This window comes from Haloleucobacter ellipsoideus (assembly GCF_052491725.1).
This window is the reverse complement of record NZ_JBQWAR010000018.1, coordinates 312,664-339,065: the sequence shown is the minus strand read 5'-3', so window position 1 is coordinate 339,065 and position 26,402 is coordinate 312,664. Positions and strand designations below refer to the sequence as shown.

29 protein-coding genes are annotated in these 26,402 nt (G+C 63.4%); 15 read left to right on the top strand and 14 right to left on the bottom strand.

Annotated features, from left to right (window positions below; all coding sequences use genetic code 11):
- Positions 1 to 51: 51 nt before the first annotated feature.
- Positions 52 to 1,467, bottom strand: a complete 1,416-nt coding sequence (locus ACT6QG_RS08850) for a circularly permuted type 2 ATP-grasp protein (RefSeq protein ID WP_444977204.1) — start codon at positions 1,465 to 1,467, stop codon at positions 52 to 54.
- A 170-nt stretch (positions 1,468 to 1,637) separates the two neighbouring features.
- On the opposite strand from ACT6QG_RS08850, the gene ACT6QG_RS08845 reads away from it, so the two are divergent.
- The 3 genes from ACT6QG_RS08845 to ACT6QG_RS08835 all read left to right on the top strand — a co-directional run bounded on the left by ACT6QG_RS08845 (position 1,638) and on the right by ACT6QG_RS08835 (position 4,213).
- Positions 1,638 to 2,381, top strand: a complete 744-nt coding sequence (locus tag ACT6QG_RS08845) for a competence/damage-inducible protein A (RefSeq protein WP_444977203.1) — start codon at positions 1,638 to 1,640, stop codon at positions 2,379 to 2,381.
- A 147-nt stretch (positions 2,382 to 2,528) separates the two neighbouring features.
- Positions 2,529 to 2,972, top strand: coding sequence for a c-type cytochrome (locus tag ACT6QG_RS08840; RefSeq protein WP_444977202.1), 444 nt, complete (start codon positions 2,529 to 2,531; stop codon positions 2,970 to 2,972).
- A 494-nt stretch (positions 2,973 to 3,466) separates the two neighbouring features.
- Positions 3,467 to 4,213 (top strand): hypothetical protein, encoded by a 747-nt coding sequence (locus ACT6QG_RS08835; protein ID WP_444977201.1) that lies wholly within the window; start codon positions 3,467 to 3,469, stop codon positions 4,211 to 4,213.
- 95 nt (positions 4,214 to 4,308) lie between these two features.
- Here ACT6QG_RS08835 and ACT6QG_RS08830 read toward each other — a convergent pair whose 3' ends face one another.
- From ACT6QG_RS08830 to ACT6QG_RS08810, 5 genes are all read right to left on the bottom strand, one after another.
- Positions 4,309 to 5,061 (bottom strand): siderophore-interacting protein, encoded by a 753-nt coding sequence (locus tag ACT6QG_RS08830; RefSeq protein ID WP_444977200.1) that lies wholly within the window; start codon positions 5,059 to 5,061, stop codon positions 4,309 to 4,311.
- 192 nt (positions 5,062 to 5,253) lie between these two features.
- Positions 5,254 to 5,940: a (2Fe-2S) ferredoxin domain-containing protein gene (locus ACT6QG_RS08825; RefSeq protein WP_444977199.1), complete on the bottom strand. Its 687-nt coding sequence runs from the start codon at positions 5,938 to 5,940 to the stop codon at positions 5,254 to 5,256.
- Between the two features lie 226 nt (positions 5,941 to 6,166).
- Complete coding sequence (locus ACT6QG_RS08820) at positions 6,167 to 7,273, bottom strand: linear amide C-N hydrolase (protein WP_444977198.1); 1,107 nt, start codon at positions 7,271 to 7,273, stop codon at positions 6,167 to 6,169.
- A gap of 379 nt (positions 7,274 to 7,652) precedes the next feature.
- Positions 7,653 to 8,189, bottom strand: coding sequence for a YcxB family protein (locus ACT6QG_RS08815; RefSeq protein WP_444977197.1), 537 nt, complete (start codon positions 8,187 to 8,189; stop codon positions 7,653 to 7,655).
- A 128-nt stretch (positions 8,190 to 8,317) separates the two neighbouring features.
- Entirely contained in the window at positions 8,318 to 9,517 is a 1,200-nt protein-coding gene (locus ACT6QG_RS08810) for a pyridoxal phosphate-dependent aminotransferase (protein ID WP_444977196.1), read from the bottom strand.
- 492 nt (positions 9,518 to 10,009) lie between these two features.
- Between ACT6QG_RS08810 and ACT6QG_RS08805 the strand changes: the two genes are divergently transcribed.
- The 7 genes from ACT6QG_RS08805 to aat all read left to right on the top strand — a co-directional run bounded on the left by ACT6QG_RS08805 (position 10,010) and on the right by aat (position 16,356).
- Positions 10,010 to 11,443, top strand: coding sequence for a M48 family metalloprotease (locus tag ACT6QG_RS08805; protein WP_444977436.1), 1,434 nt, complete (start codon positions 10,010 to 10,012; stop codon positions 11,441 to 11,443).
- A 32-nt stretch (positions 11,444 to 11,475) separates the two neighbouring features.
- The gene (locus ACT6QG_RS08800; RefSeq protein ID WP_444977195.1) at positions 11,476 to 12,246 is read left to right on the top strand and encodes a DsbA family protein; all 771 of its coding nucleotides are present in this window, start codon (positions 11,476 to 11,478) and stop codon (positions 12,244 to 12,246) included.
- A 142-nt stretch (positions 12,247 to 12,388) separates the two neighbouring features.
- Positions 12,389 to 12,823, top strand: coding sequence for a type II 3-dehydroquinate dehydratase (aroQ, locus tag ACT6QG_RS08795; protein WP_444977194.1), 435 nt, complete (start codon positions 12,389 to 12,391; stop codon positions 12,821 to 12,823).
- A gap of 61 nt (positions 12,824 to 12,884) precedes the next feature.
- On the top strand, positions 12,885 to 13,361 hold the full coding sequence (accB, locus tag ACT6QG_RS08790) for an acetyl-CoA carboxylase biotin carboxyl carrier protein (RefSeq protein WP_444977435.1): 477 nt from the start codon (positions 12,885 to 12,887) through the stop codon (positions 13,359 to 13,361).
- A gap of 23 nt (positions 13,362 to 13,384) precedes the next feature.
- Positions 13,385 to 14,746: an acetyl-CoA carboxylase biotin carboxylase subunit gene (accC, locus tag ACT6QG_RS08785; RefSeq protein ID WP_444977193.1), complete on the top strand. Its 1,362-nt coding sequence runs from the start codon at positions 13,385 to 13,387 to the stop codon at positions 14,744 to 14,746.
- A 145-nt stretch (positions 14,747 to 14,891) separates the two neighbouring features.
- Positions 14,892 to 15,452 (top strand): invasion associated locus B family protein, encoded by a 561-nt coding sequence (locus ACT6QG_RS08780; protein WP_444977192.1) that lies wholly within the window; start codon positions 14,892 to 14,894, stop codon positions 15,450 to 15,452.
- A gap of 232 nt (positions 15,453 to 15,684) precedes the next feature.
- On the top strand, positions 15,685 to 16,356 hold the full coding sequence (gene aat / locus ACT6QG_RS08775) for a leucyl/phenylalanyl-tRNA--protein transferase (protein WP_444977191.1): 672 nt from the start codon (positions 15,685 to 15,687) through the stop codon (positions 16,354 to 16,356).
- Here the strand turns inward: aat and ACT6QG_RS08770 are convergent.
- From ACT6QG_RS08770 to ACT6QG_RS08760, 3 genes are all read right to left on the bottom strand, one after another.
- A complete protein-coding gene (locus tag ACT6QG_RS08770) occupies positions 16,293 to 16,955 on the bottom strand; it encodes a DUF2155 domain-containing protein (protein WP_444977190.1) in 663 nt (220 codons plus the stop codon). The two genes, aat and ACT6QG_RS08770, sit on opposite strands and share 64 nt — an antisense overlap.
- Before the next feature lie 144 nt (positions 16,956 to 17,099).
- Positions 17,100 to 17,507 carry an NADH:ubiquinone oxidoreductase subunit NDUFA12 gene (locus ACT6QG_RS08765; RefSeq protein ID WP_444977189.1) on the bottom strand — a complete coding sequence of 136 codons (408 nt, stop codon included), beginning with the start codon at positions 17,505 to 17,507 and terminating at the stop codon, positions 17,100 to 17,102.
- 259 nt (positions 17,508 to 17,766) lie between these two features.
- Positions 17,767 to 18,162 (bottom strand): flagellar export protein FliJ, encoded by a 396-nt coding sequence (locus ACT6QG_RS08760; RefSeq protein ID WP_444977188.1) that lies wholly within the window; start codon positions 18,160 to 18,162, stop codon positions 17,767 to 17,769.
- Between the two features lie 446 nt (positions 18,163 to 18,608).
- On the opposite strand from ACT6QG_RS08760, the gene ctrA reads away from it, so the two are divergent.
- Positions 18,609 to 19,310, top strand: a complete 702-nt coding sequence (gene ctrA / locus ACT6QG_RS08755; protein WP_444977187.1) for a response regulator transcription factor CtrA — start codon at positions 18,609 to 18,611, stop codon at positions 19,308 to 19,310.
- A 154-nt stretch (positions 19,311 to 19,464) separates the two neighbouring features.
- Here the strand turns inward: ctrA and copM are convergent, their stop codons facing one another.
- The 3 genes from copM to chpT form a co-directional block, all read right to left on the bottom strand.
- Positions 19,465 to 19,935 carry a CopM family metallochaperone gene (gene copM, locus ACT6QG_RS08750; protein ID WP_444977186.1) on the bottom strand — a complete coding sequence of 157 codons (471 nt, stop codon included), beginning with the start codon at positions 19,933 to 19,935 and terminating at the stop codon, positions 19,465 to 19,467.
- 152 nt (positions 19,936 to 20,087) lie between these two features.
- Positions 20,088 to 20,573 carry a hypothetical protein gene (locus ACT6QG_RS08745; RefSeq protein ID WP_444977185.1) on the bottom strand — a complete coding sequence of 162 codons (486 nt, stop codon included), beginning with the start codon at positions 20,571 to 20,573 and terminating at the stop codon, positions 20,088 to 20,090.
- A 37-nt stretch (positions 20,574 to 20,610) separates the two neighbouring features.
- Complete coding sequence (gene chpT / locus ACT6QG_RS08740; protein WP_444977184.1) at positions 20,611 to 21,288, bottom strand: histidine phosphotransferase ChpT; 678 nt, start codon at positions 21,286 to 21,288, stop codon at positions 20,611 to 20,613.
- A gap of 202 nt (positions 21,289 to 21,490) precedes the next feature.
- Here chpT and cysQ point away from each other — a divergent pair, with 202 nt between their 5' ends.
- The 3 genes from cysQ to ACT6QG_RS08725 all read left to right on the top strand — a co-directional run bounded on the left by cysQ (position 21,491) and on the right by ACT6QG_RS08725 (position 23,751).
- Positions 21,491 to 22,303: a 3'(2'),5'-bisphosphate nucleotidase CysQ gene (gene cysQ, locus ACT6QG_RS08735; RefSeq protein ID WP_444977183.1), complete on the top strand. Its 813-nt coding sequence runs from the start codon at positions 21,491 to 21,493 to the stop codon at positions 22,301 to 22,303.
- Positions 22,304 to 22,668: 365 nt separating this feature from the next.
- Positions 22,669 to 23,310: a DUF1134 domain-containing protein gene (locus tag ACT6QG_RS08730; RefSeq protein ID WP_444977182.1), complete on the top strand. Its 642-nt coding sequence runs from the start codon at positions 22,669 to 22,671 to the stop codon at positions 23,308 to 23,310.
- Between the two features lie 30 nt (positions 23,311 to 23,340).
- On the top strand, positions 23,341 to 23,751 hold the full coding sequence (locus tag ACT6QG_RS08725; protein ID WP_444977181.1) for a hypothetical protein: 411 nt from the start codon (positions 23,341 to 23,343) through the stop codon (positions 23,749 to 23,751).
- Positions 23,752 to 23,784: 33 nt separating this feature from the next.
- On the opposite strand, the gene ACT6QG_RS08720 is transcribed toward ACT6QG_RS08725, so the two are convergent.
- Both ACT6QG_RS08720 and ACT6QG_RS08715 read right to left on the bottom strand, forming a co-directional pair.
- Positions 23,785 to 24,768, bottom strand: coding sequence for a DUF2865 domain-containing protein (locus ACT6QG_RS08720; RefSeq protein ID WP_444977180.1), 984 nt, complete (start codon positions 24,766 to 24,768; stop codon positions 23,785 to 23,787).
- 177 nt (positions 24,769 to 24,945) lie between these two features.
- A complete protein-coding gene (locus tag ACT6QG_RS08715; protein WP_444977179.1) occupies positions 24,946 to 25,161 on the bottom strand; it encodes a hypothetical protein in 216 nt (71 codons plus the stop codon).
- Between the two features lie 231 nt (positions 25,162 to 25,392).
- On the opposite strand from ACT6QG_RS08715, the gene ACT6QG_RS08710 reads away from it, so the two are divergent.
- Entirely contained in the window at positions 25,393 to 26,301 is a 909-nt protein-coding gene (locus ACT6QG_RS08710; protein WP_444977178.1) for a LysR family transcriptional regulator, read from the top strand.
- The last annotated feature ends 101 nt before the right edge of the window (positions 26,302 to 26,402 follow it).

The window sequence follows — 26,402 nt, the reverse complement described above, 5'->3', positions numbered from 1 at the left end:
TAAGATGTGGGGCAGACGGGGCGAACAGGCACAGGCGCGGCAGCGCGCCCGCTAGACATCAAGAACCCAGGTGTCCTTCGTGCCTCCTCCCTGGCTGGAATTGACGACGAGCGAGCCTTCCTTCATGGCGACCCGGGTGAGCCCGCCAGGCACGATGCGCACCTTGTCCGCACCGGAAAGAATGAAGGGACGCAGATCCACATGGCGCGGGGCCAGCCCCTTTTCCACCAGCGTCGGGCATGTGGAGAGGGCAAGGGTCGGCTGGGCGATGAAATTGTCGGGGGCGGCAATGAGCTTGGCGCGGAAGGCCTCGATCTGCGCCCTGTCGGCCGCCGGGCCCACCAGCATGCCATAGCCGCCGGAGCCGTGAACCTCCTTCACCACCAGTTCCGGCAGATGCTCCAGCACATATTTCAGATGGTCCGCCTCGCGGCAGCGCCATGTGGGCACGTTCGGCAGCAGCGGTTCCTCGCCCAGATAGAAGCGGATGATGTCCGGCATGTAGGAATAGACCGCCTTGTCATCGGCAACGCCCGTCCCCACCGCATTGGTGAGAGTGACATTGCCGGCGCGATAGGCGCTCATCAGCCCCGGCACGCCCAGAACACTGTCCGTGCGGAACACCAGCGGATCGAGGAAGTCATCATCGAGGCGGCGATAGATGACATCCACCCGTTTCGGCCCCTCGGTGGTGCGCATGTAGACGACCTCGTCCTTCACGAACAGGTCGCGCCCCTCCACCAGATCCACGCCCAGCTTGTCGGCGAGGAAGGAGTGCTCGTAATAGGCCGAGTTGAAGATGCCGGGGGTGAGGATGACCACATTCGGCTCATGCCCCCCGCGCGGCGAAAGCGAGCGCAGGGTGGCCAGCAGGTCATCGGCATATTTCTCGACAGGCGCCACCTTGTGCATGGCGAACAGCTCGGGAAACAGCCGCAGCATGATCTCCCGGTTCTCCAGCATGTAGGAGACCCCCGATGGGGTGCGGGCATTGTCCTCCAGCACATAGAAGGTGTCCGGGTCCGTGCGCACGATATCAATGCCGGCGATGTGGACATGAATGTCGTGCGGCACCCGCTGGCCGTTCATTTCCGGGCGAAAGGCCGGATTGTTGTAGACCATCTCGTCGGGAATGATGCCCGCCTTCAGGATCTCGCGACGGCTGTAGATGTCGCGGATATACATGTTGAGCGCCTTCACCCGCTGCTCAAGCCCGCGCGCCAGAACGGACCATTCATTGCGGGTGATGATGCGCGGCACGATATCGAACGGGATCAGCCGCTCCTGCGCATTCTCCTCCCCATAGACCGCAAAGGTGATGCCGATGCGCCGGAAGATGTACTCGGCCTCCTTGCGACGATGGTCGAGCACGTCATGCGGCACATTCTCCAGCCAGCGGTGGAGAGTCTCATATGCCGGCCGCACCAGCCCTTCGGTACTGGACATCTCGTCGAATGCCTGATGCATAGGAACACCCCCTCCATGCCCATAAGTCACACTTGGAACGTTACAAACATCGTGCCAAACACGTGTTGGTGGGGAAAAGCGCCATATGCATGCCGTGCGGGCGCTGCACATGATGACAAAACAGGCAGGCCGTGCACGCCCCATGGGCAGAGAGTGAAGGAAAATTGATCATGGCTGAGGCAGAAGGCGCGCAACTGGTCACTGCGGCGCTCATCGTCATTGGTGATGAGGTGCTCTCCGGTCGCACCAAGGACAGGAATATCGGCCACATCGCCGAGCGGCTCACGGATGTGGGCATCGATCTGCGCGAGGTGCGGATCGTGGCCGATGTGGAGGACGAGATCGTGGCCGCGGTCAATGCGCTGCGCAACCGCTTCACCTATGTCTTCACCACTGGCGGCATCGGCCCCACCCATGATGACATCACGGCAGATTCCATCGCCCGCGCCTTCGGGGTGCCGATCGATGTGGACCCGCGCGCCCGCGCCATGCTTCTGGAATATATTCCCGAGGAGAAGCTGAACGAGGCCCGCCTGCGCATGGCGCGCATTCCCCAGGGCGCGACGCTGGTGGCCAATTCGGTCTCCAAGGCGCCCGGCTTTCGTATCGGCAATGTCATCGTCATGGCCGGCGTGCCGCGCATCATGCAGGCGATGCTGGAGATTGTGCTGCCGGACCTCGAAAAGGGCCGCCCCATGCTCTCCGAGACGGTTCTGGCCAATACGGGAGAAGGCGATATCGCCGCAGGGCTTGCCGCTCTTGCCCGCAAATATCCCGAGGCGACGCTTGGCTCATATCCCTTCCGCGACGAGGACAACCGCTTCAAGACCCATCTTGTCGCCCGCTCGCGGGACCGGCACCTGCTGGACCAGGTTCATGAGGAGCTGCAACTGCTGGTCGCGCCCTTCAACTGAAAGGGCCGGTACCAAGCTACATCCCCACTTGCAAGCATGCACATGTGCACTTGCGTAAAAAAACAGCCCGTGACGTGGTTTGGACACGTTTATGGAGTTTGAAAACTTATAAACTGGTTCCATCCGAATCCTCACCGGGAGTTGAAGATGCGTCTCAAAGTGACTGCAGCCCTCTTCGCTGGTCTTGCCGTTGCCACGGCAGGCCTGTCCGTTGCCCATGCTGACAATGTGATCCAGCAGCGTCAGGCACGCATGAAGGAGATGGGCGCGCAGATGAAGGTGGGCGCGGACATGGCCAAGGGCACCATTGCCTTTGATTCCGCCAAGGCCGCCGAAATCTTCAAGACCCTCCAGACCAGCATGGATGGCTATGTAAGCCTGTTCCCCCCGGGCTCCGACAAGGGCGAGACCAAGGCTCTGGCCGTCGTGTGGAGCGACCGCGCCGGCTTTGAATCCGCCATCGCCAGCTTCAACAAGAGCGTGGACGAGGGTGTGGCCAAGGGCGCAGCCGATGAGGCCGCCTTCAAGACCGCCTTCGCAGCTGCGGCCGAGGGCTGCCGCTCCTGCCACCAGACCTTCAAGGCACGCTGATCGCCTTCTGGCGTCAGCCGCATTTCTGCTTTGGCCCTGTGCCATATCACCCTCGCAGCAGCCGCTGCGGGGGTGTTTTCATGACAGGGCTGCCTAACCGGGCAGAAGCCGCTTGCCCCCTTCTGCCTGAGCCCCTGCCGCCTGCCAGGGGTGGGAATGGACGCATCGGCGGTCCGCATGGGGCGGCAAGAGGGGCATCTGCGCCACATCCATCCGGCACAGGCCGGCCTCTCCGCTTGAGGGTGCACCGCATCACTTTGGCGGTTCAATGCCACGGGAAAATGCTTTAGAGCTATGCCCGGAAAAGCATAGACCGGTTGGCATCAAGAAAGCGCAACCGCTCCACAAGTTACGGATGCCCCCTGTGTCGAAGAAACAGGGAACGGGCCTGGTCAGAGGCAGATTCCGGGCGCATTCGTGAAAAGGGCGAGGACTGTTCTTGCCGGAAGGCAGGTTCACAGATATCCGGTCACCGGAACCAAGGATGGCAATATATGGCCGCTTCCACAGCCAAACTTCCCTTCATTCTGTCCTTGCGCTGGTCTGCCCAATGGGCTGTCGCGGTGGTGATACGCCACCAGCTTGCGGTCGGGCTCTATATGGTTGCGGGCATTTTTCTGGGCATCCTGCTGTTTTCCGCACCAGACCTCGCCTTCATCGGCTGGATCGCGCTTGGCCTCGCCAGCATCGCTCTGGCGCTGGTGACCCATAATGAGGTGCTGCGCGGACCCAGCACCTTCGGCTCCCCCGCTTTGGGGCCAAGTGGCGGGCGCATCTTCACCTATATGCTGGACTGTCTGGTGCTGGTGGCGCTGATTATCGCCATCATCCTGTTCCCCACCATAGTCATGGTGATGCTGGCCGGCATCGAGAGTGCGGGCGGATCGGAACTCATGTGGTACGGCATGATCTTCATAACGGCCATTGTCGGCCTGGTGCTCACCTCGCGCCTTGCCCTTCGTCTGCCCTCGCGCGCCATTGGTGAAACCATCCGGTGGGGCGATGCGTGGCGGCTGGGTGAGGGGCACACGCTTGTTCTGGTCATCTCGCCCCTGCTGCTCACCTTGCCCTTCACCATCATCTCCCTCATTGCCGAGATGATGGTTTCACCCGCCTTCGGGGATACGGTGAACTGGGGGCTGATGCCGCTTCAGGTGATTGTCACCTGCACCTTCCTCTCTGTCGCCTATGGCCGCCTGCGTGCCTTTGCCCATGAGGAACTCTTTCGCCTCTCGCGCTGATCCGCGGGCAAGGGCATGGCGGAATGAAAAGGCCGGCCCTTCCATCATCGGAAAGGCCGGCCTGCATCACACCTCATCAGGCAAAAGGGGCAAGGTCACTTCTCCGAAGCGCCCGCCGCCCCTTCCACCCAGTAGCCGGATGATTTGAGCCATGCCGCCGGGTGGCTTCTCTCCGTCAGCATCAGGTTCTTCAGCGTGCGGGCGGCCTTTGCCTCGGCGGCGATCCACACGAACCCCTCACCCGCAGGCTGTTTCCACTTTTCCAGCTCCGCGCGGACAAGCTGGGCATCATCGCCCTCGCTCTTCGCGCGATAGACCCAGCGCAGGTCCAGCCTGGCGCGGGTCTGGAAATTCTGGGCCTCCGCCACATTCTGGACGATGCAGATGGCGGTGACAGGCACATCCGCGCGCAAGGTTTCCAACCGGCGCCCGATGGCAGGCAGCGCGGTTTCATCGCCGATCAGCAGATAATAGTCGAAGTCATCGGGCACGACGACAGAGCCGCGCGGCCCGGCAATCTCCAGCGTATCGCCCACCTTCGCCTTCTTCGCCCAGTCTGTCGCCACGCCGCTCTCATGCAGGGCGAAGTCGATCACCAGAAAACCGCGCTCAATATCGAAATAGCGCGGTGTATAATCACGCATGCAGTCTTCCCCATTGGCTTCCTTGCCAAAGAAAAGCTTGATGTGATCATCCGGCGAGCGGCTCTGGAAGCCGCTCATGTCGCAGGTAAAAGTGATGCGGCGCATGCGCGGCGTGATGTCGAACGCGGCGGAAACCGTGAGGATACGCCTGCGGATGTCATAGCGAACCCGCTCCAGCGCATGGGCGGCCTTATTGTTTTCCATAGCCTCACACATCTCCTGCAATCAATTGGAGCCCGGCCTGCGGGCATCCGGAACCGCCCGGCGGATCCGGCCCCGCCGCAATCTCAGGCCCGGCTCATGTCTCACGCTCCTCCCATGGAGATATGGTGCGTGAGGACGAGAGGGAAGGCCCGGCGGCCTGCAGGGCAGGCATGCGGTTCCACACCGGCGGGATCAGTCCCGCCAATACATTGCGGATGCAACGATATCCGGCACGTCCCGCGTGCCGACATCCGCGAAATAACGTTCGGATGATGCGCCATAGCCCCCGCGCGAACCCACGGTGACCAGCGGGGCCTCATCGCAGAAATCCATGCAGCTGCATGGGGCGATCTCCACCTGAATGCCCTTGGATGCCGCCTCGCGCTGCAGATCGGCGATCAGATTGCCGCTCTCCCACCGCGACCGGCACTTCTTGCCGGTGCAGACCACGATGCGCCCGGGCGCGGTGCTGGTTGAATATCCGGGTGCGGAAGGGGAAGGCCCGGGCCCGCGCGCCTGCCAGCCCGCATCATTGCCCGCCCCATAACCGGGTGAGGACCAGCCCGCATAATTTTCATGCCGGGGGGCCTCATGGTGGGTGGACTGGGCCGCGTTGAAATTCCGGTTCAGCCCCCACTCGACCAGCAGGCCGAGAATATTGATGCCGCGCACGATATGGTGCTCAAGCCGGGAGGGGCTGGCATGCCGCATGTGCTGGCCGCCGCCACCGTGGTGATGGTGCCCGTGCCCGCCGGAATCGCCCCCCTCGCGCCCGTGTCCACGCTCATGACTGTGCTTGTGGGAACCGGGCTTGTGCTTGCTCCCGCGCTTGTGACCGGATTTTCCGCCCTGTTTCTTCTTTCCGGAAAGCTCGCGCATGATGAGCATACTCACAAATGTCTGTCGTCACCCTCTCGATATATCGAAACAGTCATACCGGCAAATTCAAAGCCCCCAGAAAGGCCAATGTTTTATTTAGAATAATTCAAACTCATCAATACAGGGGGCGGCTTCTTGTATGAACATACATCAGGCGGCAGCTGTTGCGCATGGCGGCCGGGCCGGGAGGCAGCATCGCTTGCCCCCGGCCCGGATGATGCACGGGTCACTGACCGATGGCGAGCGGCGCAACGGGTCTGGTGATGGGGAAGGTGGCGGGCGCCGCGGCGTTCAGGTTCACCTTCGCCGCATCGATGACCTGCAAAGCGGGATTATCGTAGGTGGTGAAGTAATATCGCACATTCTTCACATCGGCATACACGGTCCATTCCGTGATCTCGATGCCATTCACACCGCCCCCTGCCGCCGAAGCGGCGCTGGTGACGACAGCACCGGGCGCGATGTCGAAATTGTTCATGATATGGCGCACGGCACTCACGCCTTCATCCACATTCGCCGGGGTCGGCACATAATGGGAGAAGAAGAAGGCGCGCACGAAACGTGATGGCGAGAGCACATCACCCGGCAGGCCATGCAGCCCCGCCCCCGTGGAGGGCGCGGAGAGGGTGAGATCGCCCACCTTGAGGGGCTGCGGCTCATTCGGGTTCAGATTGGCATACTGGCCCAGATTGGCGAGGTGCCAGTCAAAGGCCGGCGCATTGGTGAGAACGCCTGTCGGGTTATCATGAATGTTCAGCTCACCCTTGATATATTCGATGACGATGCTCGCCCCCCTGGCGTCATGCAGCGTCACATGAATGGGCAGCGGCATCTTCATGGCGCTGAGATCGGCACGGTTCACCCGGATTTTCGGCAGGTTCTCCTTCACCTCGTCCACCGTGGCGAAAGAGGTCAGCAGATAGGTGAGAAGCTCGAAGGATGCGATGGACTGTTTCGCCTCCGCCGCGCTCACCTCCTGAAACTGTGCCAGAGCGGGCAGATACAGCAAGCCGCCCACCAGCCCCCTTTCATTCATGCCATCGGCAACCACCGGCAGGCCAAAGGCATTGAGGCCGATCACCCCATATTTGCCCTTCCAGTGCAGGCCGCTGCCGGCCTTGCCATCCGGCCCGGTGCCGGAAATCTCCAGATTGCGCGGAATGACGATCGCCCGGGAATTCAGCGGAACCCCAAACTCCATTGTCCGGCCATAGACATAACCGCCATCCCCGGTCTTGATGAAGATGGATGTGCAGGCTGTGGCGATGGCGGGCTGGGCCAGCAGGGCGGCACCGGCAAGGGCTGCGGCAAGCTTTTTCGTCAGGCGGGTCATGACACTCTCCTTCGGGAGAAGCCCATGTCCTGTGCTGCTTTCCCTGAATCAACCCGACACGCGGGAAGACGGCAGATGACAATGACTTCAGAGCCGATATGCGTGCGAACAATCATGCTTCAAGATTTCAGCGAACGCAGAACTCGACGCAAAACAGATCTGGTGAAGAGAAAACCGAAGCAGGCACAACACTACAATGATCCCCTGACCTGCAAAAGGGGAGAACAGAAAGCGCCCACATCCCGTTTCATCACGAAAGACGAGGCATCATGACATGACCTCCCCTGCCCCCGCACCGGCAAGATGGGGCAGTGGAGGCAGACCTGCCCCTTCCTCCCGGGCGGGCTCAGGTCATGTCACAGGCTGGCCGTGCCGGTTCTCACGCCTTGCCGATACGGGCAATCCGCGCGCCAAGATCGGCGGCCTCTTCAGCGGAAAGAACGCGCTTGGGAATGATGCGATAGAGCGCCTCGGTCTCGAACAGCAGCAGGAAATGGTCATCCTGCCCGGCCTTCACGAAATCGGCCCAGCGGGTTTCGACATCCCCGGCCCGGCTGCTCCAGGAAATGGTCTCGTCATTCCATTTCAGGGTAATGGTCAGCGGCGGCTCATCGCTTGAGCGGGCCGCCTTGCGCGCCGCCCGCCAGCTCAGAAACCGCATCACCGCCCACGGCGTGCACCACAACACCACCAGAAACAGCGGGGCGAACCAGATCAGCACCCCGGCCATCTTCTCCCAGCCATCACGCACATAGAGCAGGCCGCCATAGGCCAGCATGGCCAGTATCCACACCCGGCCCAGCATGAACAGGAATGAACGGCTGAAGATGAGAATGCGGAAATTCAGTTTCTGCGCCAGCTGAAGATCCTGCGGCTCCATCTGAAACTGCACCACATGTTGTTCTGTCGCCGCCATACCGCGTCATGCCCCCGAGAATGTCATGGGCTGTTCGCCCGGCCCTGTTGTGTCGTAACCCAAGGTCAGGTTCAACCCGCAGTTCGGATTATACGTCCATCGCGCGGCATGGCCCCTGGCGGGCCGCCTCATCCACGGGCAAGAAACGCGCCGATCCGCTCCACCGCCTCGCGCATGTCCGCAGCCGAGCCGGCATAGGACAGGCGCAGGAACCGGCGGCCATGGAAGGGGTCGAAATCCACACCCGGTGTCGTCGCCACATGCACCTCATCCAGCATGCGTGTGGCAAAGGCGGCGGAATCATCGGTGAAGGCCGAGACATCCGCATACAGATAGAAAGCCCCATCCGCCGGCAGGAAATGCTTCAGCCCCGCCCCCGGCAGGCCCTGAGTGAGAATGCGCCGGTTTTCCTCATAGCCGCGCTTCACCCCATCCATCTCGGCGCGGCCATCAAAGGCCGCCTCCGCCGCGATCTGCGAGAGGGTGGGCACGGAAATGGAGAGATTCTGCTGCAACCGCTCAACGGTGCGGGAAAGGCCGGGGGGCATCACCATCCAGCCCACGCGCCAGCCGGTCATGCAGAAATATTTGGAGAAGGAGTTGATGACCGTGACATCATCGCCGATCTCCACCGCGCTCACCGCCGGGAAGGCATAGTCCAGCCCGTGATAGATCTCGTCCGAGATGAAAACGATGCCCAGTTCCCGCGCGCAGGCATGCAGGGCGCTCAGCGCGGCGCGGTCCATCATGGTTCCGGTGGGATTGGCGGGGCTGGCCACCAGAACACCCTTGAGGGGCGCCTTGCGGTGGGCGGCGGTGAGCAGCTCCGGCGTCAGGGCGTAACGGTCTTCCGCCCGCGTCTCGATCAGCACCGGCTCGCACCCGAGCGCGGACAGCACATGGCGATAAGGCGGATAGCCGGGCGAGGCGATGGCCACCCGGTCTCCTGCCTCGAACAGTCCCAGAAAGGCGAGGATGAAGCCGCCGGATGATCCATTGGTCACCACCACCCGTTCGGGGTCCAGCTCGAATCCGTGCTGCTCGGCATAATGGCGGGCGATGCGGGCGCGCAGGGAGGGAATGCCAAGCGCGGCCGTATAGCCTGCCTGTCCGGTCTCCAGCGCTGCGGCGGCCGCCTTGCGGGCGGTGAGGGGCGCGGAAGCGGCCGGCTGGCCCACTTCCAGATGGATGACCCGCCCGCCACCGGCCTCGATCCGGGCCGCATGTTCCATCACATCCATGACGATGAAGGGCGCGACCTCGCTGCGGCGGGACGGGGTGGGCATGAACAGGCTGGATGTGGAACGGGCAAAACTGGGCGTGGTCATCCTCATTCATCCTTCCCGCAGCGGCCGGGCGCTGATCCGCGCCGTGTTGCCGCCGCATTCTGGCTGTCCTTGAAAGCAGGCTGCCGGCAATTCCGGCCCGGACCCGAGGCAAGCTGGATCAGGAGACCGGATGGTACCCACCCTTCACATGTGTGTCCTAGAGCATTTTCGCGCATGGGGCATGCAGCTTCGCGCCGGATATGCCAGATTGCACAGGCTGTGGGGCCATGCACCGCGCTTCTCCATGCGCCCGCCCCGCCGGCCGGCGCGTCTTGTGAACCATGTTGGCGCGCAGGGCTTGAGGGATATCGCGCGCGCCTTCATCCTGCATCCCGAATCGCATGGCCATGGCGTGAAACAGGGACGAGGCGCTGGAAGCTGATGGGACTTTCATCTTCACCCCTTCAGGATGCAACCTTCGCACCTTCCAGCCCTGCCGTCCCTGCCCCGCGCGCCTCCCTCCTGCGCCGCCTGTGCACGAGAGGCGCGCGCATGCTGGCGGTGGCGGCCGTGGCGGCCCTGCCCCTGCACGGCGCCTCGGCCCAATCGGGCGGTGGACGCACCCAGTCCATCATCCGTGATGCCGAAATCGAAACCCTGCTCAATGAATATACCCGCCCCATTCTGAAGGCGGCCGGCCTCGGCTCCCAGAATATCGAGGTGGTGCTGATTCCCGATCGCGCCTTCAACGCCTTCGTGGCGGATGGCCGGCGCATTTTCGTCAATACCGGCGCGCTGATGGACTCGCAGACGCCGAACCAGATCATCGGCGTGCTGGCGCATGAAAGCGGCCATATCGCCGGCGGACATCTGGCCCGCATGCGCGAGCAGATCGCCGGGGCGCAGACCATGGCCATTGTCGCCATGATGCTGGCCGGCGCAGGCGTGGCCGCCGGCGCCGCCGCCGGAGCGGACGGGCGCAATCTGGGCAATGCCGCCGCGGCCGGCATGAGCCTGCCGCAGGAAATGGCCCGCCGTTCCATCCTTTCCTATCAGCGTGGAGAGGAGCAGGCCGCGGACCGGGCCGCCGTGAGCTACCTCACCAAGACCGGCCAGTCCGCCAAGGGCATGCTGGAGACCTTCGCCCGCCTCCAGAACGACCAGCTCTTCATGAGCCAGCGGATCGACCCCTACATGCTCTCCCACCCCATGGCGCGCGAGCGTATCGGCACGCTGGAACAGCTCGCCCGCAAGAGCCCCTATTTCCACAAGAAGGACCCGCCCGCCCTTCAGGCCCGCCATGATCTGATGCGCGCCAAGCTGGTGGGCTTCACCGAGCGGCCGGAAACGGTCAACCGCAAATATCCGGCCTCCGATACCTCCCTGCCCGCGGATTATGCCCGCGCCATTTCCGCCTATATCTATGGCGACCTGAACAAGGCCGTGACGCAGATTGACGCCCTCATCGCCCGCCAGCCCGAAAACCCCTATTTTCATGAGCTGAAAGGCCAGGCCCTTCTGGAAGGCGGAAGGGCGGCGCAGGCGGTTGCCCCGCTGCGGCGGGCGGTGGAGTTGAGCAATGGCCATCCGCTGATTCGCGCCATGCTGGGGCAGGCGCTTGTCCAGTCCGGGCAAGGCGGCGCGGCAGCGCAGGGCGGCCGGACAAATGCGGGCGCCAGCACCGGCAAGGGCGGGGCCAATACGCAGGATGCCATCCGCGAACTGGTGATCGCCACCCTGCGCGACCCGGATTCCCCTTCCGCCTGGCGCTCCCTCGCCATAGCCTATGGCAAGCGGGGAGACCGGCCGAACGCCGACCTTGCATCCGCCAATGCGGCCTGGGCAAGCGGTGACTATCAAACCGCCCGGCAGCTGGCCGCCCGCGCCAGACAGGGCTTTCCCAAGGGGTCCCCCGGCTGGCTGAAAGCCGATGACATCATCAAACTCGACCCACCGGTGACGCCGAAATCATCATCGCGCCGCTGAACTACAGAAGTTGCATCATCATGGATAAGCGCATGTTCCACTTTCTCCGCCCCGGCGGCCGTCTTGCCCCGCTGGTGCTGGCCGGCGCTCTCGCCACCACGGCCGCCATCACGCCCGCCGCCGCCTTCACGGATGAAGAGAAGAAGGAACTCGGCACCATCATCCGCGAATATATCATCACCAATCCGGAGGTGCTGGAGGAAGCCATCACCGTTCTGGAGGCCCGCCATAATGATGCCCAGGCCGCCCAGCGCGGCAAGGCGCTGGAAAGCGTGAAGGAGCTGGTGTTTGAAAGCCCGCGCAATGTGGTCATCGGCAACCCGAAGGGTGATGTGACCCTTGTGGAATTCTTCGACTACAATTGCGGCTATTGCCGCAAGGCGCTGGCAGACCTCAAGCAGCTGATCAAGGATGATCCCAATCTGCGCGTGGTCCTGCGCGAGTTCCCGGTGCTCGGCCAGCCCTCCGTGGAGGCTGCACAGGTCGGCATCACCGTGCGCATGGTCGCGCCGGACAAATATTATGACTTCCATCAGGCCCTGTTCGCCAAGGACGGCCCGATCGACCGGGAAAAGGCTCTTGAGGCGGCCAAGGAAGTCGGCATCGACACGGCCGAGCTGGAAAAGAATGTCCGCTCCCCCGAGCTGAACGCCACCCTGGACGAAAGCATGCAGATCGCCTCCGCGCTGGGTCTGAACGGCACGCCCTCCTACATTGTGGGTGACAGCGTGGTGGTGGGCGCGGTTGGGGCCGGCAAGCTCAAGGAGGCCATCGCCGCCAGCCGCGAGAAGGCGAAGGAGTGACCCCTTTACCAGCCCTTGCCGCTTTTAAACCAAAGCCAAGGGAAAATGACTTATGAAGGCGGGGCGCTCTTTCCTTGTGGGCGGAGCGCTCCTATAACCGCATGCGATCCGGCCAAGTGGGGCCGACAGCAGATCTGGCAGGATGTCTGATACCGTCCACGTTCTAAACGGACCCAACCTCAACCTCCTCGGCACGCGGGAGCCGCATCTCTACGGCTCCGAAACCCTTGCCGATGTGGAGGCGCTGTGCCAGCGTGAGGCGGAACGTTTTGGCTTCGCGCTCATCTTCCGGCAGACCAACAGCGAAGGTGCTCTGGTCGACCTGATCCATGCGGCGCGGGGCTCTTTCGGAATTGTGCTGAACGCCGGAGCCTACACCCATACATCCGTGGCGCTGCGCGATGCCATCGCGGCGGTGCAGGTGCCCACCATCGAGGTGCATCTGTCCAATGTGTTCGCCCGTGAGGCGTTCCGGCACCACTCCTATCTTTCGCCCGTGGCGAAGGGGGTCATCTGCGGGTTCGGCCCGCAGAGCTACGCCCTTGGCATTGCGGCGCTGGCGGGGCTTGCGGCCTGAGCGGCGCGCCCCTTCACTCTAGCCCTCGTGCGGCCCGGTGGCCGGCAAGAGCAGGAACATGATGAAGCCTTCCAAAACCCCGTTTGATACCGACCTCGTCAAGGAAATCGCCAAGCTGCTTTCCGAAAGCGACCTGACCGAAATCGAAGTGCAGCACGAGGATCTGCGGATTCGCGTCCTGCGCAGCCCGGCTCCGGTCACTGTCGCGCAATATGCGCCGGCACCAGCGCCGCTGGCCGCGCCCGCAGCCCATGCCGCCCCCGCCGCTGCGGCCGAGGCTCCCGTTGCGGATCTGGCCAAGCATCCCGGCGCCGTGCCCTCCCCCATGGTTGGCACCGCCTATCTTGCCCCCGAGCCCGGCGCCCCGAACTTTGTGGATATCGGCTCCACCGTGAAGGAAGGCGACACCGTCCTGATCGTGGAAGCGATGAAGACCATGAACGCCATTCCCGCCCCGCGCTCGGGCACGGTCACCCGTGTTCTGGTGGGCAATGCCCAGCCGGTGGAATATGGTGAGCCGCTGCTGATCATCGAATGACGCGCGCACCAGAGGGTCGGCAGATGTTCAAGAAAATCCTGATCGCCAACCGCGGCGAGATCGCCCTGCGCATCCTGCGCGCCTGCAAGGAGCTGGGTATCGCCACCGTTGCGGTACATTCCACCGCCGATGCGGACGCCATGCATGTGCGCCTTGCCGATGAGAGCGTGTGCATTGGCCCCCCGCTGGCGCGCGAAAGCTATCTCAACATTCCCTCCCTGCTCGCCGCCTGCGAGATCACGGGGGCGGATGCCGTGCATCCCGGCTATGGCTTTCTGGCCGAAAATGCCCGCTTTGCCGAGATCCTGTTTGATCACGACATCCACTTCATCGGCCCCAAGGCGGAACATATCCGCATCATGGGTGACAAGATCGAGGCCAAGAAAACCGCCCAGGCGCTTGGCATTCCGGTTGTCCCCGGTTCCGATGGCGGCATCACGGATGATGCCGAGGCGCTCCGCGTCGCGGCCGAGATCGGCTTCCCGGTTCTGGTGAAGGCGGCGGCGGGCGGCGGCGGGCGCGGCATGAAGGTGGCCTTTACCAAGGAAGACCTTTCCTCCGCCCTTTCCACCGCGCGGATCGAGGCCAAGGCCGCCTTTGGTGATGATGCGGTCTATCTGGAGAAGTATCTTTCCACGCCGCGCCATATCGAGGTGCAGGTGCTGGGAGACGGCAAGGGCAACGCCATCCATCTGGGTGAGCGGGACTGCTCCCTCCAGCGCCGTCACCAGAAGGTGTGGGAGGAAGCCCCCTCCCCGGTCATCACCGCCGCCCAGCGTGCCCAGATCGGCGAGACCTGCGCCAAGGCCATGCGCGAGCTCAAATATCTCGGCGTCGGCACGATCGAGTTCCTGTATGAGAATGGCGAGTTCTATTTCATTGAAATGAACACGCGTATTCAGGTCGAGCATCCCATCACCGAGATGGTCACCGGCATTGATCTCATCAATGAGCAGATCCGCGTGGCCGCCGGCGAGCCGCTGACCCTGAAGCAGGAAGACATCGTCATTGATGGCCATGCCATCGAATGCCGCGTGAATGCCGAGCACCCCACCAGCTTCCGGCCCTCACCGGGGCGCATCACCCATTATCATGTGCCGGGTGGCCTGGGTGTGCGGGTCGATTCCAACGCCTTCCAGGGCTATATGATACCTCCGCACTATGACAGCCTCGTCGGCAAGCTCATCGTGCACGGGCGCACCCGCGAGGAATGCCTGAACCGTCTGCGCCGCGCGCTGGACGAGTTCGTGGTGGATGGCATCGACACCACCCTTCCCCTGTTCCGCACGCTGGTGCGCACGCGGGATATTCTGGAAGGGCAATATGACATCCACTGGCTTGAGCATTTCCTTGCGGATATCGACGGCAAGATTGTGCTGAAGTAGGTTGGCGGCACATGATCACCCTCGCCGGCCGCGGCATGCCTGCTGCCGGTGAGCTGAAATGGATTGACCCCTGTTCGCGGATGCCGCCTGCACCCGCAACCGGGCCGGATACGAAACGCGCACGATGATGCAGAAAGGCACGACGATGCAGGTTCATCTTCGCAACAGCCTTGCCGCGGCCCTGGGGCTGTGCGCAATGACCCTTGCGCTTCCCGCCAGCGCGGCGGACAAGCCGCAGGAAGCCCCTGCCGCAGCCCCGGCGATCCAGCAGGTCGCGCAGACCACGCGGACCCTTTCCGTGCATGATGACTGGGCCGTGCGCTGCCGTGGTGATGGCGAGGAGAAGATCTGTGAAGCCGTGCAGACCCTGCAGACGGCGGACCAGAAGAACATTCTCGCCCATATTGCCGTGAATGCCCGCAAGGATGATCCGGTGCATCTGGTTGCACAGGTGCCCCCGGGTGTGTGGCTGCCGTCCAATGTGGTGCTGAAGGTGGACGGTGTGGACGATATCGTGCTCACCTACAAGCGCTGCGGACGTGAATGCACCGCTTCCGTGCAGCTCAGCGAAGCGCAGATCAAGGCGCTGAAGGGCAGCGATGGCAAGGGTGAACTGGTGTTCGCCGCGGGTCAGGAACGGCCCATCATCCTGCCGGTTTCCTTCAAGGGCCTTGGCGCGGCAATCGAGGCCAGCCTCAAGAAGTGACCCATCCGGGGTGATGACTCGCCCCGGCGAAAAGGCCATGTTCTGGCTGCTTCATAGCTGATTAAAAAAGCCGGGCCGCCATGCAGCCCGGCTTTTTTACAATCCGCTTCAGATCCGCCCGCCCTGTGATACGGCACCTTTGTGTCTCAGGAGTTCCCACGCTTCCAGCACGGGTGCGCTCCTTTCACGCAAAATGGCATTCACTACGCTCGAAACCAATCCAGGCCCAGCCATGACACATAGCGGCGATGACAGCTTCCAGATCACCTCGGATGTGCTTCTGAAGGCCTATGCTTGCGGCATCTTCCCCATGGCGGACAGCGCGGATGATCCCGGCCTGTACTGGGTGGAGCCCGAGCAGCGCGGCATCATCCCGCTGGATGGTTTCCATATCCCCTCCCGCCTTGCCCGCACCGTGCGCTCGGACAAGTTCGAGGTGCGGGTGGATTCGGATTTTGATGCCGTGATTGCCGCATGCGCGGCCCCGCAGAAGGGGCGCGAGAATACCTGGATCAATACCCCCATCCGCCGGCTGTATCGCGAGCTTTTCGATCGGGGCCACTGCCACTGCGTGGAAGCCTGGCTGGATGGCCGCCTTGTGGGCGGTCTCTATGGGGTGAGGCTGGGCGGGGCCTTCTTCGGGGAAAGCATGTTCCACACCGAGCGCGACGCCTCGAAAGTGGCGCTGGTGCATCTGGTGGGCCGCCTGATCGCCGGTGGATTCAGGCTGCTGGATACACAGTTCGTCACCAGCCATCTGGCCAGTCTCGGCGCAATCGAGGTGCCGCGGCGCCAGTATCAGAAGCTGCTGAAGGACGCGCTGGCCAGCCCGGCCGATTTCTACTGCTGGCCTTCAGCCGTGACGGGGGCCGGGGCCTTGCAGCCAATCAGCCAGACGTCATAGATCGGATGCTCCACCGCATGGAGACCGGGACTTGAGGCGAACATCCAGCCGGTGAAAATGCGCTTGGCCTCACCCTTCAGTGTCACCTCGTTCACTTCGCTGAAGGAGGTGATGTTCTGAGTCTCGGTGGGCGGGCGGGTATAGCAGGCCCGCGGGGTCACCTGCAGGGCGCCGAACTGCGCGGTTTCTCCCAGCGGGACATCGAAAGAGGTGATGCGACCGGTGATCTTGTCGAGCCCGGCATAGACCGCAACACGGTTGGGAATGCGCACGGAGGGTGGCTGGATGACGGTGACATCCCCTCCCCCTTCCGGCATCACGATAGCCGCGCCTGCGGGGGCCACCGTGCCCACCTCATCGCCGGCCGGCGGGGCCATGCCCGTGCCGGGCTGCCCGTCATCCGGGCTGGCATCGAAGGTCTGTCCCGGCTGGAAGGTGTGGCTTTGGGCCGATGGCGTGGGTGCTGTCGGCGCGCCGAAGCCGGATGGCGGCGGCAGATAGCTCTGCTCGAAACCATCATTGCTCTGTCCCAGCGCTCCGTGGGTGAAGCCCGCTGAGAAAATCAGGACAAGAGCCGGAGCGATACGGGTCAAGCGCATGGAAAACTTCAATCTGTCAGGCCAGCAGCGATATGGCCGCACCATCTGGCCCGGCTCCTTGTTTTTCCCCCAGTAATCGGACACGAACAAGGCAGGCTGCCAGTGCCGCCTGCCTTTTTCCATGTCATCAAACCGGAAGTTGCCTCACTCGCCGGGCGTCCAGGCCTTGTAATCGCCTGTCACCTGCGGGCGATGGCCGCCAGCCAGAAGCGAGCCCTGCGGGCGATAGGCCGCGGCGGAACCGGTCAGGTTCTCGTGATGCGGCTTTTCCCACGGGTGCGGCTTGTAATTCTCATCCACGGGGGCAACGTCCACGCGGTGATGCATCCAGCCCCACCAGCCGGGTGGAATGGCGGAGGCTTCCGCATAGCCGTTGAAGAGCACCCAGCGCCGCTCGAAGCCGAGGGTCGGGTCAATCTTGCCGCCCTTGGTGCGGTAGTAGCGATTGCCGAATTCATCCTTTCCGACGAACTCACCAAAGCGCTTGGTCCACAGCCAGGTCCCGACGGTGTTCTTGTTCCACCAGGTGAAGATAATTTCCAGCAGTCGCACGGCCACAGCCTCATTCCAGAATGGCGGGAACATGCCACTTGGGCCTGTCCATGTCCACCGCACAGATGCACTTGCCCCGCATTTGGTGCAAAACATCGCATGCCCGTCCATAGACGGCAAACAGCGGGCATGGAATGGGCCATGGCATCGCATCCCCGTGACCACCGCATGGCGGAGGGGAGAGAGAATCGCCTAGCCCGGGGGCCCTGCCCTCAAAGGCCCTGAAGGGGCGACCCGGCGCAGCGCCGGGCCGGGCCACTCACAGGCGCATGCCCTCACCGGGACGCCAGTTGCGCCGGCGGGCGCTCACATCGGCCTTGCCGCTGCGCTCCATCTCGCCAGCGGCCTCCGCCAGCGCCAGATCAGCCTCGATCTGGGTGAGCACCGCACGGGCGCCATCGCGCTGCTGGGCAAGCTCATCCACCGAATTGCGCAGATTATCGCGCCGGCCACGGGCGGCCTGGGCGAGCGGCGGGTAGGCGAAATGGCGGGGGTCATCAATCCCTGAACGCTGTTCTTCTGTCGCGATATCGCGTTCCAGATCCGCGATCATACGCTCGAAATCAGCCATCATGCCTTCGATCTGCGCAATGCGACGACGCACGTCGTCCATCTGGAATCTCTTGGCACGGATCAAGGGCTCTCGCGATTTCATCGCCATCAGCTCCGCTACATGTCTCAACAGGAGATTCGCACTCCGGCGAACCCTTCTGGAAGCGAACATGACCTGCCAGCCGTTGCCCCTTGGTTACCAACGCCACATTTCTCTTCGAAATCCTGTTTGTCGTCGGGTTGGAAACCAATCGTTTACCCCCTTCGTTAATGATGGCCTCACGGATCGGGCAGCGAACACCATGCGCTGACCGGGGCCGGTGGTAGATTTTCGGGACGTTCGCCGCACCCGTGTCGGCGGAAAATGCTTAAGTGCATGGAACTGAGTCACTCTCGGCTCTCATGCACAAAGTTTTTTCCGCCAGCCCTTGTGCGCTGGAATCCGGGTCTGTTAACGATTCGGCATACGAACCGCGAATCACACCGTCGGCCGAGCAACGAAAGCCGGTTTCTGCCGCTTTTCGACCAGTTGCGAGGAAAGGGATTGCCATGCGCGTCTTGCTCATCGAGGACGACAGTGCGACGGCCAAGGGCATCGAACTGATGCTGAAGGCCGAGAACTTCAACGTCTACACGACCAACTTCGGTGAAGAGGGCGTCGATCTCGGCAAGGTTTATGAATACGACATCATCCTGCTGGATCTGAACCTGCCGGATATGTCGGGCTTCGAAGTGCTTCGCTCCCTGCGGGTAGCGAAGGTGAAGACCCCCATTCTGATCCTCTCCGGCCTCGCCAACACTGAAGACAAGGTGAAGGGCTTCGGCTTCGGCGCCGATGACTATCTCACCAAGCCGTTCCACAAGGACGAGATGGTGGCGCGCATCCATGCCATCGTCCGCCGCTCCAAGGGCCATGCCCAGTCCGTGATCCAGACCGGCGACCTGCTGGTGAACCTGGATACCAAGACCGTGGAAGTGGACAACAACCGCGTGCATCTGACCGGCAAGGAATACCAGATGCTCGAGCTGCTTTCGCTCCGCAAGGGCACCACCCTCACCAAGGAGATGTTCCTCAACCATCTCTATGGCGGCATGGACGAGCCCGAGCTGAAGATCATCGACGTGTTCATCTGCAAGCTGCGCAAGAAGCTGGCGACCGCCTCCGGCGGCAAGAACTATATCGAGACCGTCTGGGGTCGCGGCTATGTGCTGCGCGAGCCGGCCGCGGGCATGGAGAAGATTGCGGTCTGAGACCGCATCCGGCCTGCAGGCACGCCCTTTCAAGACGAATGACGGATGTTCAGATGCCCCGCCCGGTGCGGGGCATTGCCGTTTGAAAGGGGCGCAAACGTCACGTACAGGCAGGCGCGGGCGGGCAGCATCGCCCACCCGCGCCCTTTCATGCTCAGTGCGCGCCGTGGGGCGTGCTGCTGGCCCGGGCCGGCTGCGCTGCGTCACCGGCCGGCTCCTGCGGCACACCCTTGCGGGCCAGCCATGCCTTCATGAAGGCGATTTCCTCGGCCTGCGCCTTCACCACCGCTTCCGCCAGCTTGCGGACCTCCGGGTCCTTGCCATGTTCCAGCGCAATCTTGGCCATGGCCACCGCCCCCTCATGATGGGGGATCATGCCGCGCATGAAGTCCACATCCGCATCCCCGGTGAAGGGAATGTCCATATCGGCATGCATCTTCACATTCGCGGCCTTGTAGGCGGCCGTGGAGGGTGTGTCGGCAGGTCCGGTGGCGGAGGCAGGAGCGGCGGCGCCATGGTTCATGTGGTGCCCCTCATGGGCAGGGTCCGCCGCCTGTGCGGCGGAAGAGAGAGCCAGCAGGGTGAAAACAGAAGCGGTCGCGCCCATACGCGCAACAGAACGCATGATATGCATGGAGATATCCTCAAAAACAGAATGAAGGCCGGCGGGGCTGCACGGCGCGCATAGGCCGGGGCCTGAAGCTTGGCACGTCCATCATGCGCATGGTGCATCAGCCGGCCGGATGGAACAGTCCGGCCGCCCTGAAGCGGCAGACGTCAGGCATCTGTTCGCGGGGGTGGCAGCAGCACATCTGCGGGCTGTGTTTTCAGGCGGGGCATGCTGCGCGCCTCATGCGCCTGCGCCCTGCCAACAGGCAGGGCAAACGCTGCGGGCGGCATGAGAATGCCGTGGCAGCTCATGAGGCAGATGCCATCGCAGCAGGTCATCTGTAGGGAATGGGGCGCTGATGGCCCATGGTTTTGCCCGGAAGATGCCGCCGCCTCGCGGGGCGCATCTGCCGCCGCGCCTGTCTGCGCACAGTCATGATGCGCCAGACCTGCAGACGGCACTTCCGGAAAAGCGGTGGCGGAAGCGAAACCGGGCCCCTGCCCGTCCATCCCGCTTGCATGCGCGCCGGCCATGGCATGGGCATGGGCATGGGCATGGCCCATACCGGGCCCGGCCATGGGCGCAAGCACAAGCATGAGGGCCAGCCCCCACAACAGCGCCATATGCCAAAGCCGGTTCCGGATCAGGTTCATCTGCCCCTTCTCAGGGAAGATCATGGCAGGAAGAGGATCAGGCCGGCCTGGCCGTGATCCGCACCGTGTCGCCATCCTGGGCGAAGGAAATGGCCATTTTGCAATCGCGCGCCAGCATGCCGGCATAGAAGGGCTGGATGACATGGGCATCGAGCCCAGTCTCCGGCACCTGGCCGGCCAGCAGTGCTTCCACATTCTGGGGAATGCGCGCGCTGGTGCCGGTGGCCGTCAGCACGAAGCCGGAAAGATCGCCTTCCGCCAGAGGCTCCACACGGATAACGCCACCGCGCGGAATGGTGGAGCTGGACAGCAAGGTCAGGTTGAGCAGCAGCTTCACACGGTTCTTGGGCTGGAACTCGCGCGGCAGCTTCCATTCGATCTTGGTGCGGTCATCCTCGATCATGCCGCACACCACCTGCTCGGCATCCCCCAGATCAAGCTGGGCGCCGACAGACCCGGCCGCGCCAAAGGCAAGGCGGGTGAACTGGAGGCGGGCGGAGGCCTGCCGCGCGCTCTTGGCGATGAGATCAAGCGCCACATCGCGCATGTCCGCCGCGTCCTTGTCCTCCAGCACCTCGATGCCATTGACGATGGCCCCCACGGGGCTGATCACGTCATGGCAGAGGCGGGAGCACAGCATCGCGGCCAGTTCAAGATGAGACACACCGGGGATGGCATCAGGCTGTGTCACTTCGGTCGTGTTCACATCAGACATGGAGAGGCGCTCTTCAATAGGGCAGCACCCTGCGATTCCACATGGTGCGGGAGTAGTCCAGATACACCGGGAAACAGCATGGCCACAAGCTTGGAAACCCTGACTGCATCGACAATTGCGCCTTGCAGCGTTAAGACGCGCTGAACTTTCGGGGCCGCAGCGGGCCCTGATGCGCCACGCCCTCCCGAAAACGAGTCCTGCCATGCGCAAAGCCTCCTCCACTGATGCTCCCCTTCTGGCCGGCCTTGCGGCTGCCGCTCTTGAGGCAGGTGTCGCCATCCGCCGTATCGAGATGGCCGGCATCACGGCGCAGGAGAAGAAGGACCACAGCCCGGTGACAGAGGCGGACAAGGCTTCCGAGGCCATCATCTGCGCCGCGCTCGCCAAGCTGCTGCCGGATGTGCCGGTGGTGGCCGAGGAGGCCATGTCTGAAAAGGCCGATGCCGCCGGCACGGTCTGCGGCCCGCGCTTCCTGCTGGTGGACCCGCTGGATGGCACCAAGGAGTTCATCTCCGGCAATGGCGAGTACACGGTGAATATCGCGCTGGTGGAAAATGGAACCCCGGTTCTGGGCATTGTCTATGCTCCGGCGCGCGACATGCTGTTTGCCGGCCGCCCCGGCGCCGCCTTCCGCGCCCGCCGCGCCCCCGGCGAAGCCGTGGCCATGGAAAGCTGGGAGCCGATTGCATGCCGCAATGTGCCGCACGGCCCCATCACCGTTGCCGCCAGCCGCTCCCATGGCGACCCGAAGACCGATGCGCTGATTGCCAATTATGAGGTTGCCGAGCGCATTCCCGCCGGCTCCGCTCTCAAGTTCGCGCTGGTGGCGGAAGGCCGGGTGGATCTTTACCCCCGTCTGGGCACCGTGATGGAATGGGACAGCGCGGCAGGTCATGCCCTCATCAATGCTGCCGGTGGCACACTCACCCGGCCGGATGGCACGCCCCTGACCTATGGCCACCCGGAAAATGACTTCAAGGTGCATGGCTTCGTCGCCTGGGGCCGGCGCAACTGAGCGCCTGCCGGGATGACATGCAACCCTGGGAATCAGAATCCGGACATTTCAACCGGACAGTCTGTTCTCATGGCGGCGGAATTAACCACCCGCTAAGGCAAAACAGCGATTCTGTGCGCGGATATGCAGTGGCATGTTCCGGCCGGGAGGTGCGTCCTCTGATACCGGATCGCCATAATCGGGTGTCATGATGCGACGCCTGCCGCCTTGAGGCGTGATCCGGTGGCCGGGATGAAGCTCATTCAGGCTGCGGCGGGTCCCTGCCTCGCCTCCCTTGGAGGAGACGGGCTATCGGCCGGAATGAAATGCCCCGGGCATTCACGCTGGCAGAGCCCGCTCTCCTGAAGCTCACAGCGAGATTGCTCATGCGTTTGCGTTCAGGCTTCCCTGCTTCTCCCTCACGCCGGGCCTTGCTGCGCCACGTGCTGGCCGGTGCGCTCACCCTTGGCGGCATGGCCGGCATGGCCGCTCCTGCGACCGCCCAGTACCCGCAGCAGCAATATCAGCAACAGCAGCAGCAACCCGCCACCTATTCCAGCAATGAGCTGGTCAGCCACGGCCACTCCTTCTTCGGCAATGTCTCGCGCGGCCTCGCCCTCACGATCGAGAAGGCCGTGCAGCAATGGGGCGAGCCCAATGGCTACATTCTGGGGCAGGAAGGGGCCGGCGCCTTTGTCGGCGGCCTGCGCTATGGCGAGGGCGTGCTCTATACCCGCAATGCCGGAGACCGGAAGATCTACTGGCAGGGGCCCTCCGTTGGCTGGGACTTTGGCGGCGATGGCGCGCGCACCATGATCCTCGTCTACAATCTGCGCAGCGTGGATGATGTGTTCCGCCGTTTTGGCGGCGTTTCCGGCTCGGCCTATGCGGTGGCGGGCTTCGGCATGTCGGCCATGGTGTCAGATGGCATGGTGGTGGTGCCCATCCGCTCGGGCGTGGGTGTGCGGCTGGGGGCCAATCTCGGCTATCTGAAATTCACCCCGAGCCCGACCTGGAACCCCTTCTGACCCGCGTGAAGGCACAGGCCGGCGCACCGAATGATGGACAGTCCCGTGGCTGAAGCCTCCGACCGAAACATATCCCCGGCAGGTGAAGACCCGCTTGAAGACCCGCTGGCCCGGGCGCTGGCGGACATGGCGGCGCATGTCCGCGCGCTCCTCCACCAGCCTGCCCGCAAGGCACTGCCGCACCGGGAGAGGATTGAACAGGCTCTGAACCGAATCGAGGATGAAGCGCGCCATCATGGCCCCGGCGGCGATGAAGACGCGCACAGGGCCGCCCGGCGTGAGAGTCTGAAGGCGCTCGCGGCCATCATGGCAGCCATCACCGCGCATGCGGAAGGGGCGTCATCTCCCATTCCGGCGCTGGTGCGCCCGGTGCTTCATGAGGAAGCCGGAGAAGGTGCAAGCCTTGCCGGCCGCATCCGCACCCTGCTCGCGGCAGACTGAGCAGGGCCCGCCTGCCCGCGCCCGCAAACGCGCTCAGCGGGCGGCGAGGGTGAGTTCCTTCAGCCTCTGGCGCATTTCCTTCGACAGCTTGGGGAAGCTGGAGGGGCTCACAAAATCCGAATCCTGGAAAGGCGGGCCGCGCCGGCCGCCGGTGAAGACGCGCGGGCCCTTTTCGGTCATCACCACATCCCCCGCCTTCAGCGTGGGGTCATCCTTGATGTCTACATGCCGCAGGCCACCCTCGCCGCCATTGGCATGGCAGCTGCACCCTTCCACCAGTTGCCGGCGGAACATGAAGGCGGTGGGCAGGGCCGTATAGGCCCGTCCGCGATTGTTATAGGTGGAGGCAATGTCGCTGGAGCCCATATAGAGGTCCATCTCGGCCGCCGGGCACATGGACTGGCACTTGGACACTCCGGCCCCATAGGAACCGCGGTCCACCCGCGCCCCCAGCGGGAAGAAGCGTCCGTCACACGTCCGCACGCAGAATGCCCCCGAACCACCGCCGCCAGACTTCTTCGCCTGCTGGGATCTCTGGCCTGAACCATCGCCCCCCTGATTGCCGGGAGTGATGACGATACGTGCGCGATCTCCGCCGGGCGCTTCCTGCTTCTTGCCACCAAACAGGGTGGAGAAGAATTTCTCGATCGGATTGGGGCCCTGATGTCCTCCACCCCACTGGGCGAGGCGAACGACCTGCCCGGCCTGCACCCGCGGAGAAGGCGCAAGAAGGCCATTTTCAAGCTCGGGCAACAGTGCGCTGGCCGTAATGCTCAGGCCCACCGCGCGCTCATGCGCTGAAACGGGAGAAGAGGACATGACGGAAGCAGGGGTCTCATAAACGGACGCGACAAGGCCGGCTTTCGCGCCCGCCCCGGACACCGGGATTTCCGGCGCATGCGCATGGGCGGCAGCAATCCCCGTGATGCCCCATAGCCCAAGACAGGCGGCCACACGGACCGCCCGAAGGGTGACGGAGCCCAGCCCAGTCAACTGAAGATGAGCACCTGGTTTCATCCCCATTCTCTCGCTGTCTTCCCGGAAACTGCGCAAGGCGCATGGCCGCTGTGCCATGAACCGGCATGAGGCCGATATGCACACGGCAACTCTCCTGCCCTTTGCGGATACACCGGGGAGATGCGGAACGTCCAGTCCTGCCTGTCAGCAAGCTTAACGCGGCCACGCCCTGCCCCTTCAGGCAAAACGTGTTTCAACCGGCAGTGGCGGTGGGGCGGGCATGCTCTTCTCGCGCGCCTGCGCCAGCAGGGCCAATGGCGGCGTGGCGATCAGCACCAGGGCGAAAAGCAGGGCCACAAACCCAATGAGTACAGAGCCCTGGCCCGATTTCGAGACACGGGCGCCGGCACCGGAGCGCTTGAGGGATGAGCCGGAAAATACAGAGTGAAACATGATGGCTCCCTCTTCTCTTTCCTGAATGGCATGATCCGGGAACCGCCCGCCGGATATGTTAAGAAAAGATGAAAGGCCGCATCCGGTTCCAGCCGCCCACACACATTTTTGCGAGCACCTCTCCCGGCAGCCCCAAAGCCTGCCTGTCTCAGGCTTTTTTCAGGGTGCGGCCTTGAACCGGACCTAAGTTGATGCTTGCGCCCTCACCGGCGCGAACCTGATAGTGGATCCATGATAGACAAGCTTGAATATCTCATTGCCCTCGCACGCGAGCGGCATTTCGGACGCGCGGCGGAATCCTGCGGCATCACCCAGCCTACCCTTTCGGCCGGGATCAAACAGCTTGAGGATGTGCTGGGCGTCCTGCTGGTGCAGCGCGGCTCGCGCTTTGTCGGGCTGACGAGCGAGGGCGAACGCACCCTGGAATGGGCGCGCCGCATCGTGGCCGACACACGCGCCATGCGGCAGGATATCGATGCCCTCAAGCGCGGCCTCAACGGGCCGGTGCGCATCGCCGTCATTCCCTCTGCCCTGCCGATGCTGAGCACGCTCATCACCCCCTTCCGCACCCGCTACCCGGAAGTGCGCTTCACCATCCTCTCCCGCAATTCCACCGAGATCCTGACCGATCTGGAGAACCTCTCCATCGATGCGGGCATCACCTATCTGGACAATGAGCCGCTGGGGCGGGTGAGCACCGTTCCGCTCTATCGCGAGCGCTACCGGCTGGTGACCACGGCCGCCCTTCTGCCGGAAGACCAGAAGGAGATCAGCTGGGCGGAGGTCACGCGCCTGCCTCTGGCGCTGCTGACACCGGACATGCAGAACCGCCGCATCATAGATGGCCTGCTCACCGCCGCCGGCGGCTGCGATGCGCCAACCCTGGAATCCAATTCCAATATCGTCCTGCTGGCCCATGTGCGCACCGGCCTGTGGGCCAGCGTGATGCCGGCAACGCTGATCGATGCGCTGGGGCAGATGGACGGCGTGCGCACCCTGCCCATCATCGAGCCGGACATTTCCTACTCCATCGGTCTGGTGGCCCCGCACCGTGAGCCCGCCAGCCCCGTCACCGCCGCACTGGTGGCCGAGGCGCGGCGCCTGTCCCCGATTCTGCAAGAGGGTAAGTTGTCACACTGATCCGCCGCATCTGGCCTCATGCCGCACTGCAAAAAGAGCTGTATCTGGCTATATATATGATGATTCGCACCCCTCTTCCGCCCCCACCGGAGGAGGGGTTA

Bases quoted from the DNA above. Each gene is read 5' to 3' on its own strand.
- ACT6QG_RS08850 (WP_444977204.1), bottom strand. From the start codon at position 1,467: ATGCATCAGGCATTCGACGAGATGTCCAGTACCGAAGGGCTGGTGCGG.
- ACT6QG_RS08845 (WP_444977203.1), top strand. From the start codon at position 1,638: ATGGCTGAGGCAGAAGGCGCGCAACTGGTCACTGCGGCGCTCATCGTC.
- ACT6QG_RS08840 (WP_444977202.1), top strand. From the start codon at position 2,529: ATGCGTCTCAAAGTGACTGCAGCCCTCTTCGCTGGTCTTGCCGTTGCC.
- ACT6QG_RS08835 (WP_444977201.1), top strand. From the start codon at position 3,467: ATGGCCGCTTCCACAGCCAAACTTCCCTTCATTCTGTCCTTGCGCTGG.
- ACT6QG_RS08830 (WP_444977200.1), bottom strand. From the start codon at position 5,061: ATGGAAAACAATAAGGCCGCCCATGCGCTGGAGCGGGTTCGCTATGAC.
- ACT6QG_RS08825 (WP_444977199.1), bottom strand. From the start codon at position 5,940: ATGCGCGAGCTTTCCGGAAAGAAGAAACAGGGCGGAAAATCCGGTCAC.
- ACT6QG_RS08820 (WP_444977198.1), bottom strand. From the start codon at position 7,273: ATGACCCGCCTGACGAAAAAGCTTGCCGCAGCCCTTGCCGGTGCCGCC.
- ACT6QG_RS08815 (WP_444977197.1), bottom strand. From the start codon at position 8,189: ATGGCGGCGACAGAACAACATGTGGTGCAGTTTCAGATGGAGCCGCAG.
- ACT6QG_RS08810 (WP_444977196.1), bottom strand. From the start codon at position 9,517: ATGACCACGCCCAGTTTTGCCCGTTCCACATCCAGCCTGTTCATGCCC.
- ACT6QG_RS08805 (WP_444977436.1), top strand. From the start codon at position 10,010: ATGCTGGCGGTGGCGGCCGTGGCGGCCCTGCCCCTGCACGGCGCCTCG.
- ACT6QG_RS08800 (WP_444977195.1), top strand. From the start codon at position 11,476: ATGTTCCACTTTCTCCGCCCCGGCGGCCGTCTTGCCCCGCTGGTGCTG.
- aroQ (WP_444977194.1), top strand. From the start codon at position 12,389: ATGTCTGATACCGTCCACGTTCTAAACGGACCCAACCTCAACCTCCTC.
- accB (WP_444977435.1), top strand. From the start codon at position 12,885: ATGAAGCCTTCCAAAACCCCGTTTGATACCGACCTCGTCAAGGAAATC.
- accC (WP_444977193.1), top strand. From the start codon at position 13,385: ATGTTCAAGAAAATCCTGATCGCCAACCGCGGCGAGATCGCCCTGCGC.
- ACT6QG_RS08780 (WP_444977192.1), top strand. From the start codon at position 14,892: ATGCAGGTTCATCTTCGCAACAGCCTTGCCGCGGCCCTGGGGCTGTGC.
- aat (WP_444977191.1), top strand. From the start codon at position 15,685: ATGACACATAGCGGCGATGACAGCTTCCAGATCACCTCGGATGTGCTT.
- ACT6QG_RS08770 (WP_444977190.1), bottom strand. From the start codon at position 16,955: ATGCGCTTGACCCGTATCGCTCCGGCTCTTGTCCTGATTTTCTCAGCG.
- ACT6QG_RS08760 (WP_444977188.1), bottom strand. From the start codon at position 18,162: ATGAAATCGCGAGAGCCCTTGATCCGTGCCAAGAGATTCCAGATGGAC.
- ctrA (WP_444977187.1), top strand. From the start codon at position 18,609: ATGCGCGTCTTGCTCATCGAGGACGACAGTGCGACGGCCAAGGGCATC.
- copM (WP_444977186.1), bottom strand. From the start codon at position 19,935: ATGCGTTCTGTTGCGCGTATGGGCGCGACCGCTTCTGTTTTCACCCTG.
- ACT6QG_RS08745 (WP_444977185.1), bottom strand. From the start codon at position 20,573: ATGAACCTGATCCGGAACCGGCTTTGGCATATGGCGCTGTTGTGGGGG.
- chpT (WP_444977184.1), bottom strand. From the start codon at position 21,288: ATGTCTGATGTGAACACGACCGAAGTGACACAGCCTGATGCCATCCCC.
- cysQ (WP_444977183.1), top strand. From the start codon at position 21,491: ATGCGCAAAGCCTCCTCCACTGATGCTCCCCTTCTGGCCGGCCTTGCG.
- ACT6QG_RS08730 (WP_444977182.1), top strand. From the start codon at position 22,669: ATGCGTTTGCGTTCAGGCTTCCCTGCTTCTCCCTCACGCCGGGCCTTG.
- ACT6QG_RS08725 (WP_444977181.1), top strand. From the start codon at position 23,341: ATGATGGACAGTCCCGTGGCTGAAGCCTCCGACCGAAACATATCCCCG.
- ACT6QG_RS08720 (WP_444977180.1), bottom strand. From the start codon at position 24,768: ATGAAACCAGGTGCTCATCTTCAGTTGACTGGGCTGGGCTCCGTCACC.
- ACT6QG_RS08715 (WP_444977179.1), bottom strand. From the start codon at position 25,161: ATGTTTCACTCTGTATTTTCCGGCTCATCCCTCAAGCGCTCCGGTGCC.
- ACT6QG_RS08710 (WP_444977178.1), top strand. From the start codon at position 25,393: ATGATAGACAAGCTTGAATATCTCATTGCCCTCGCACGCGAGCGGCAT.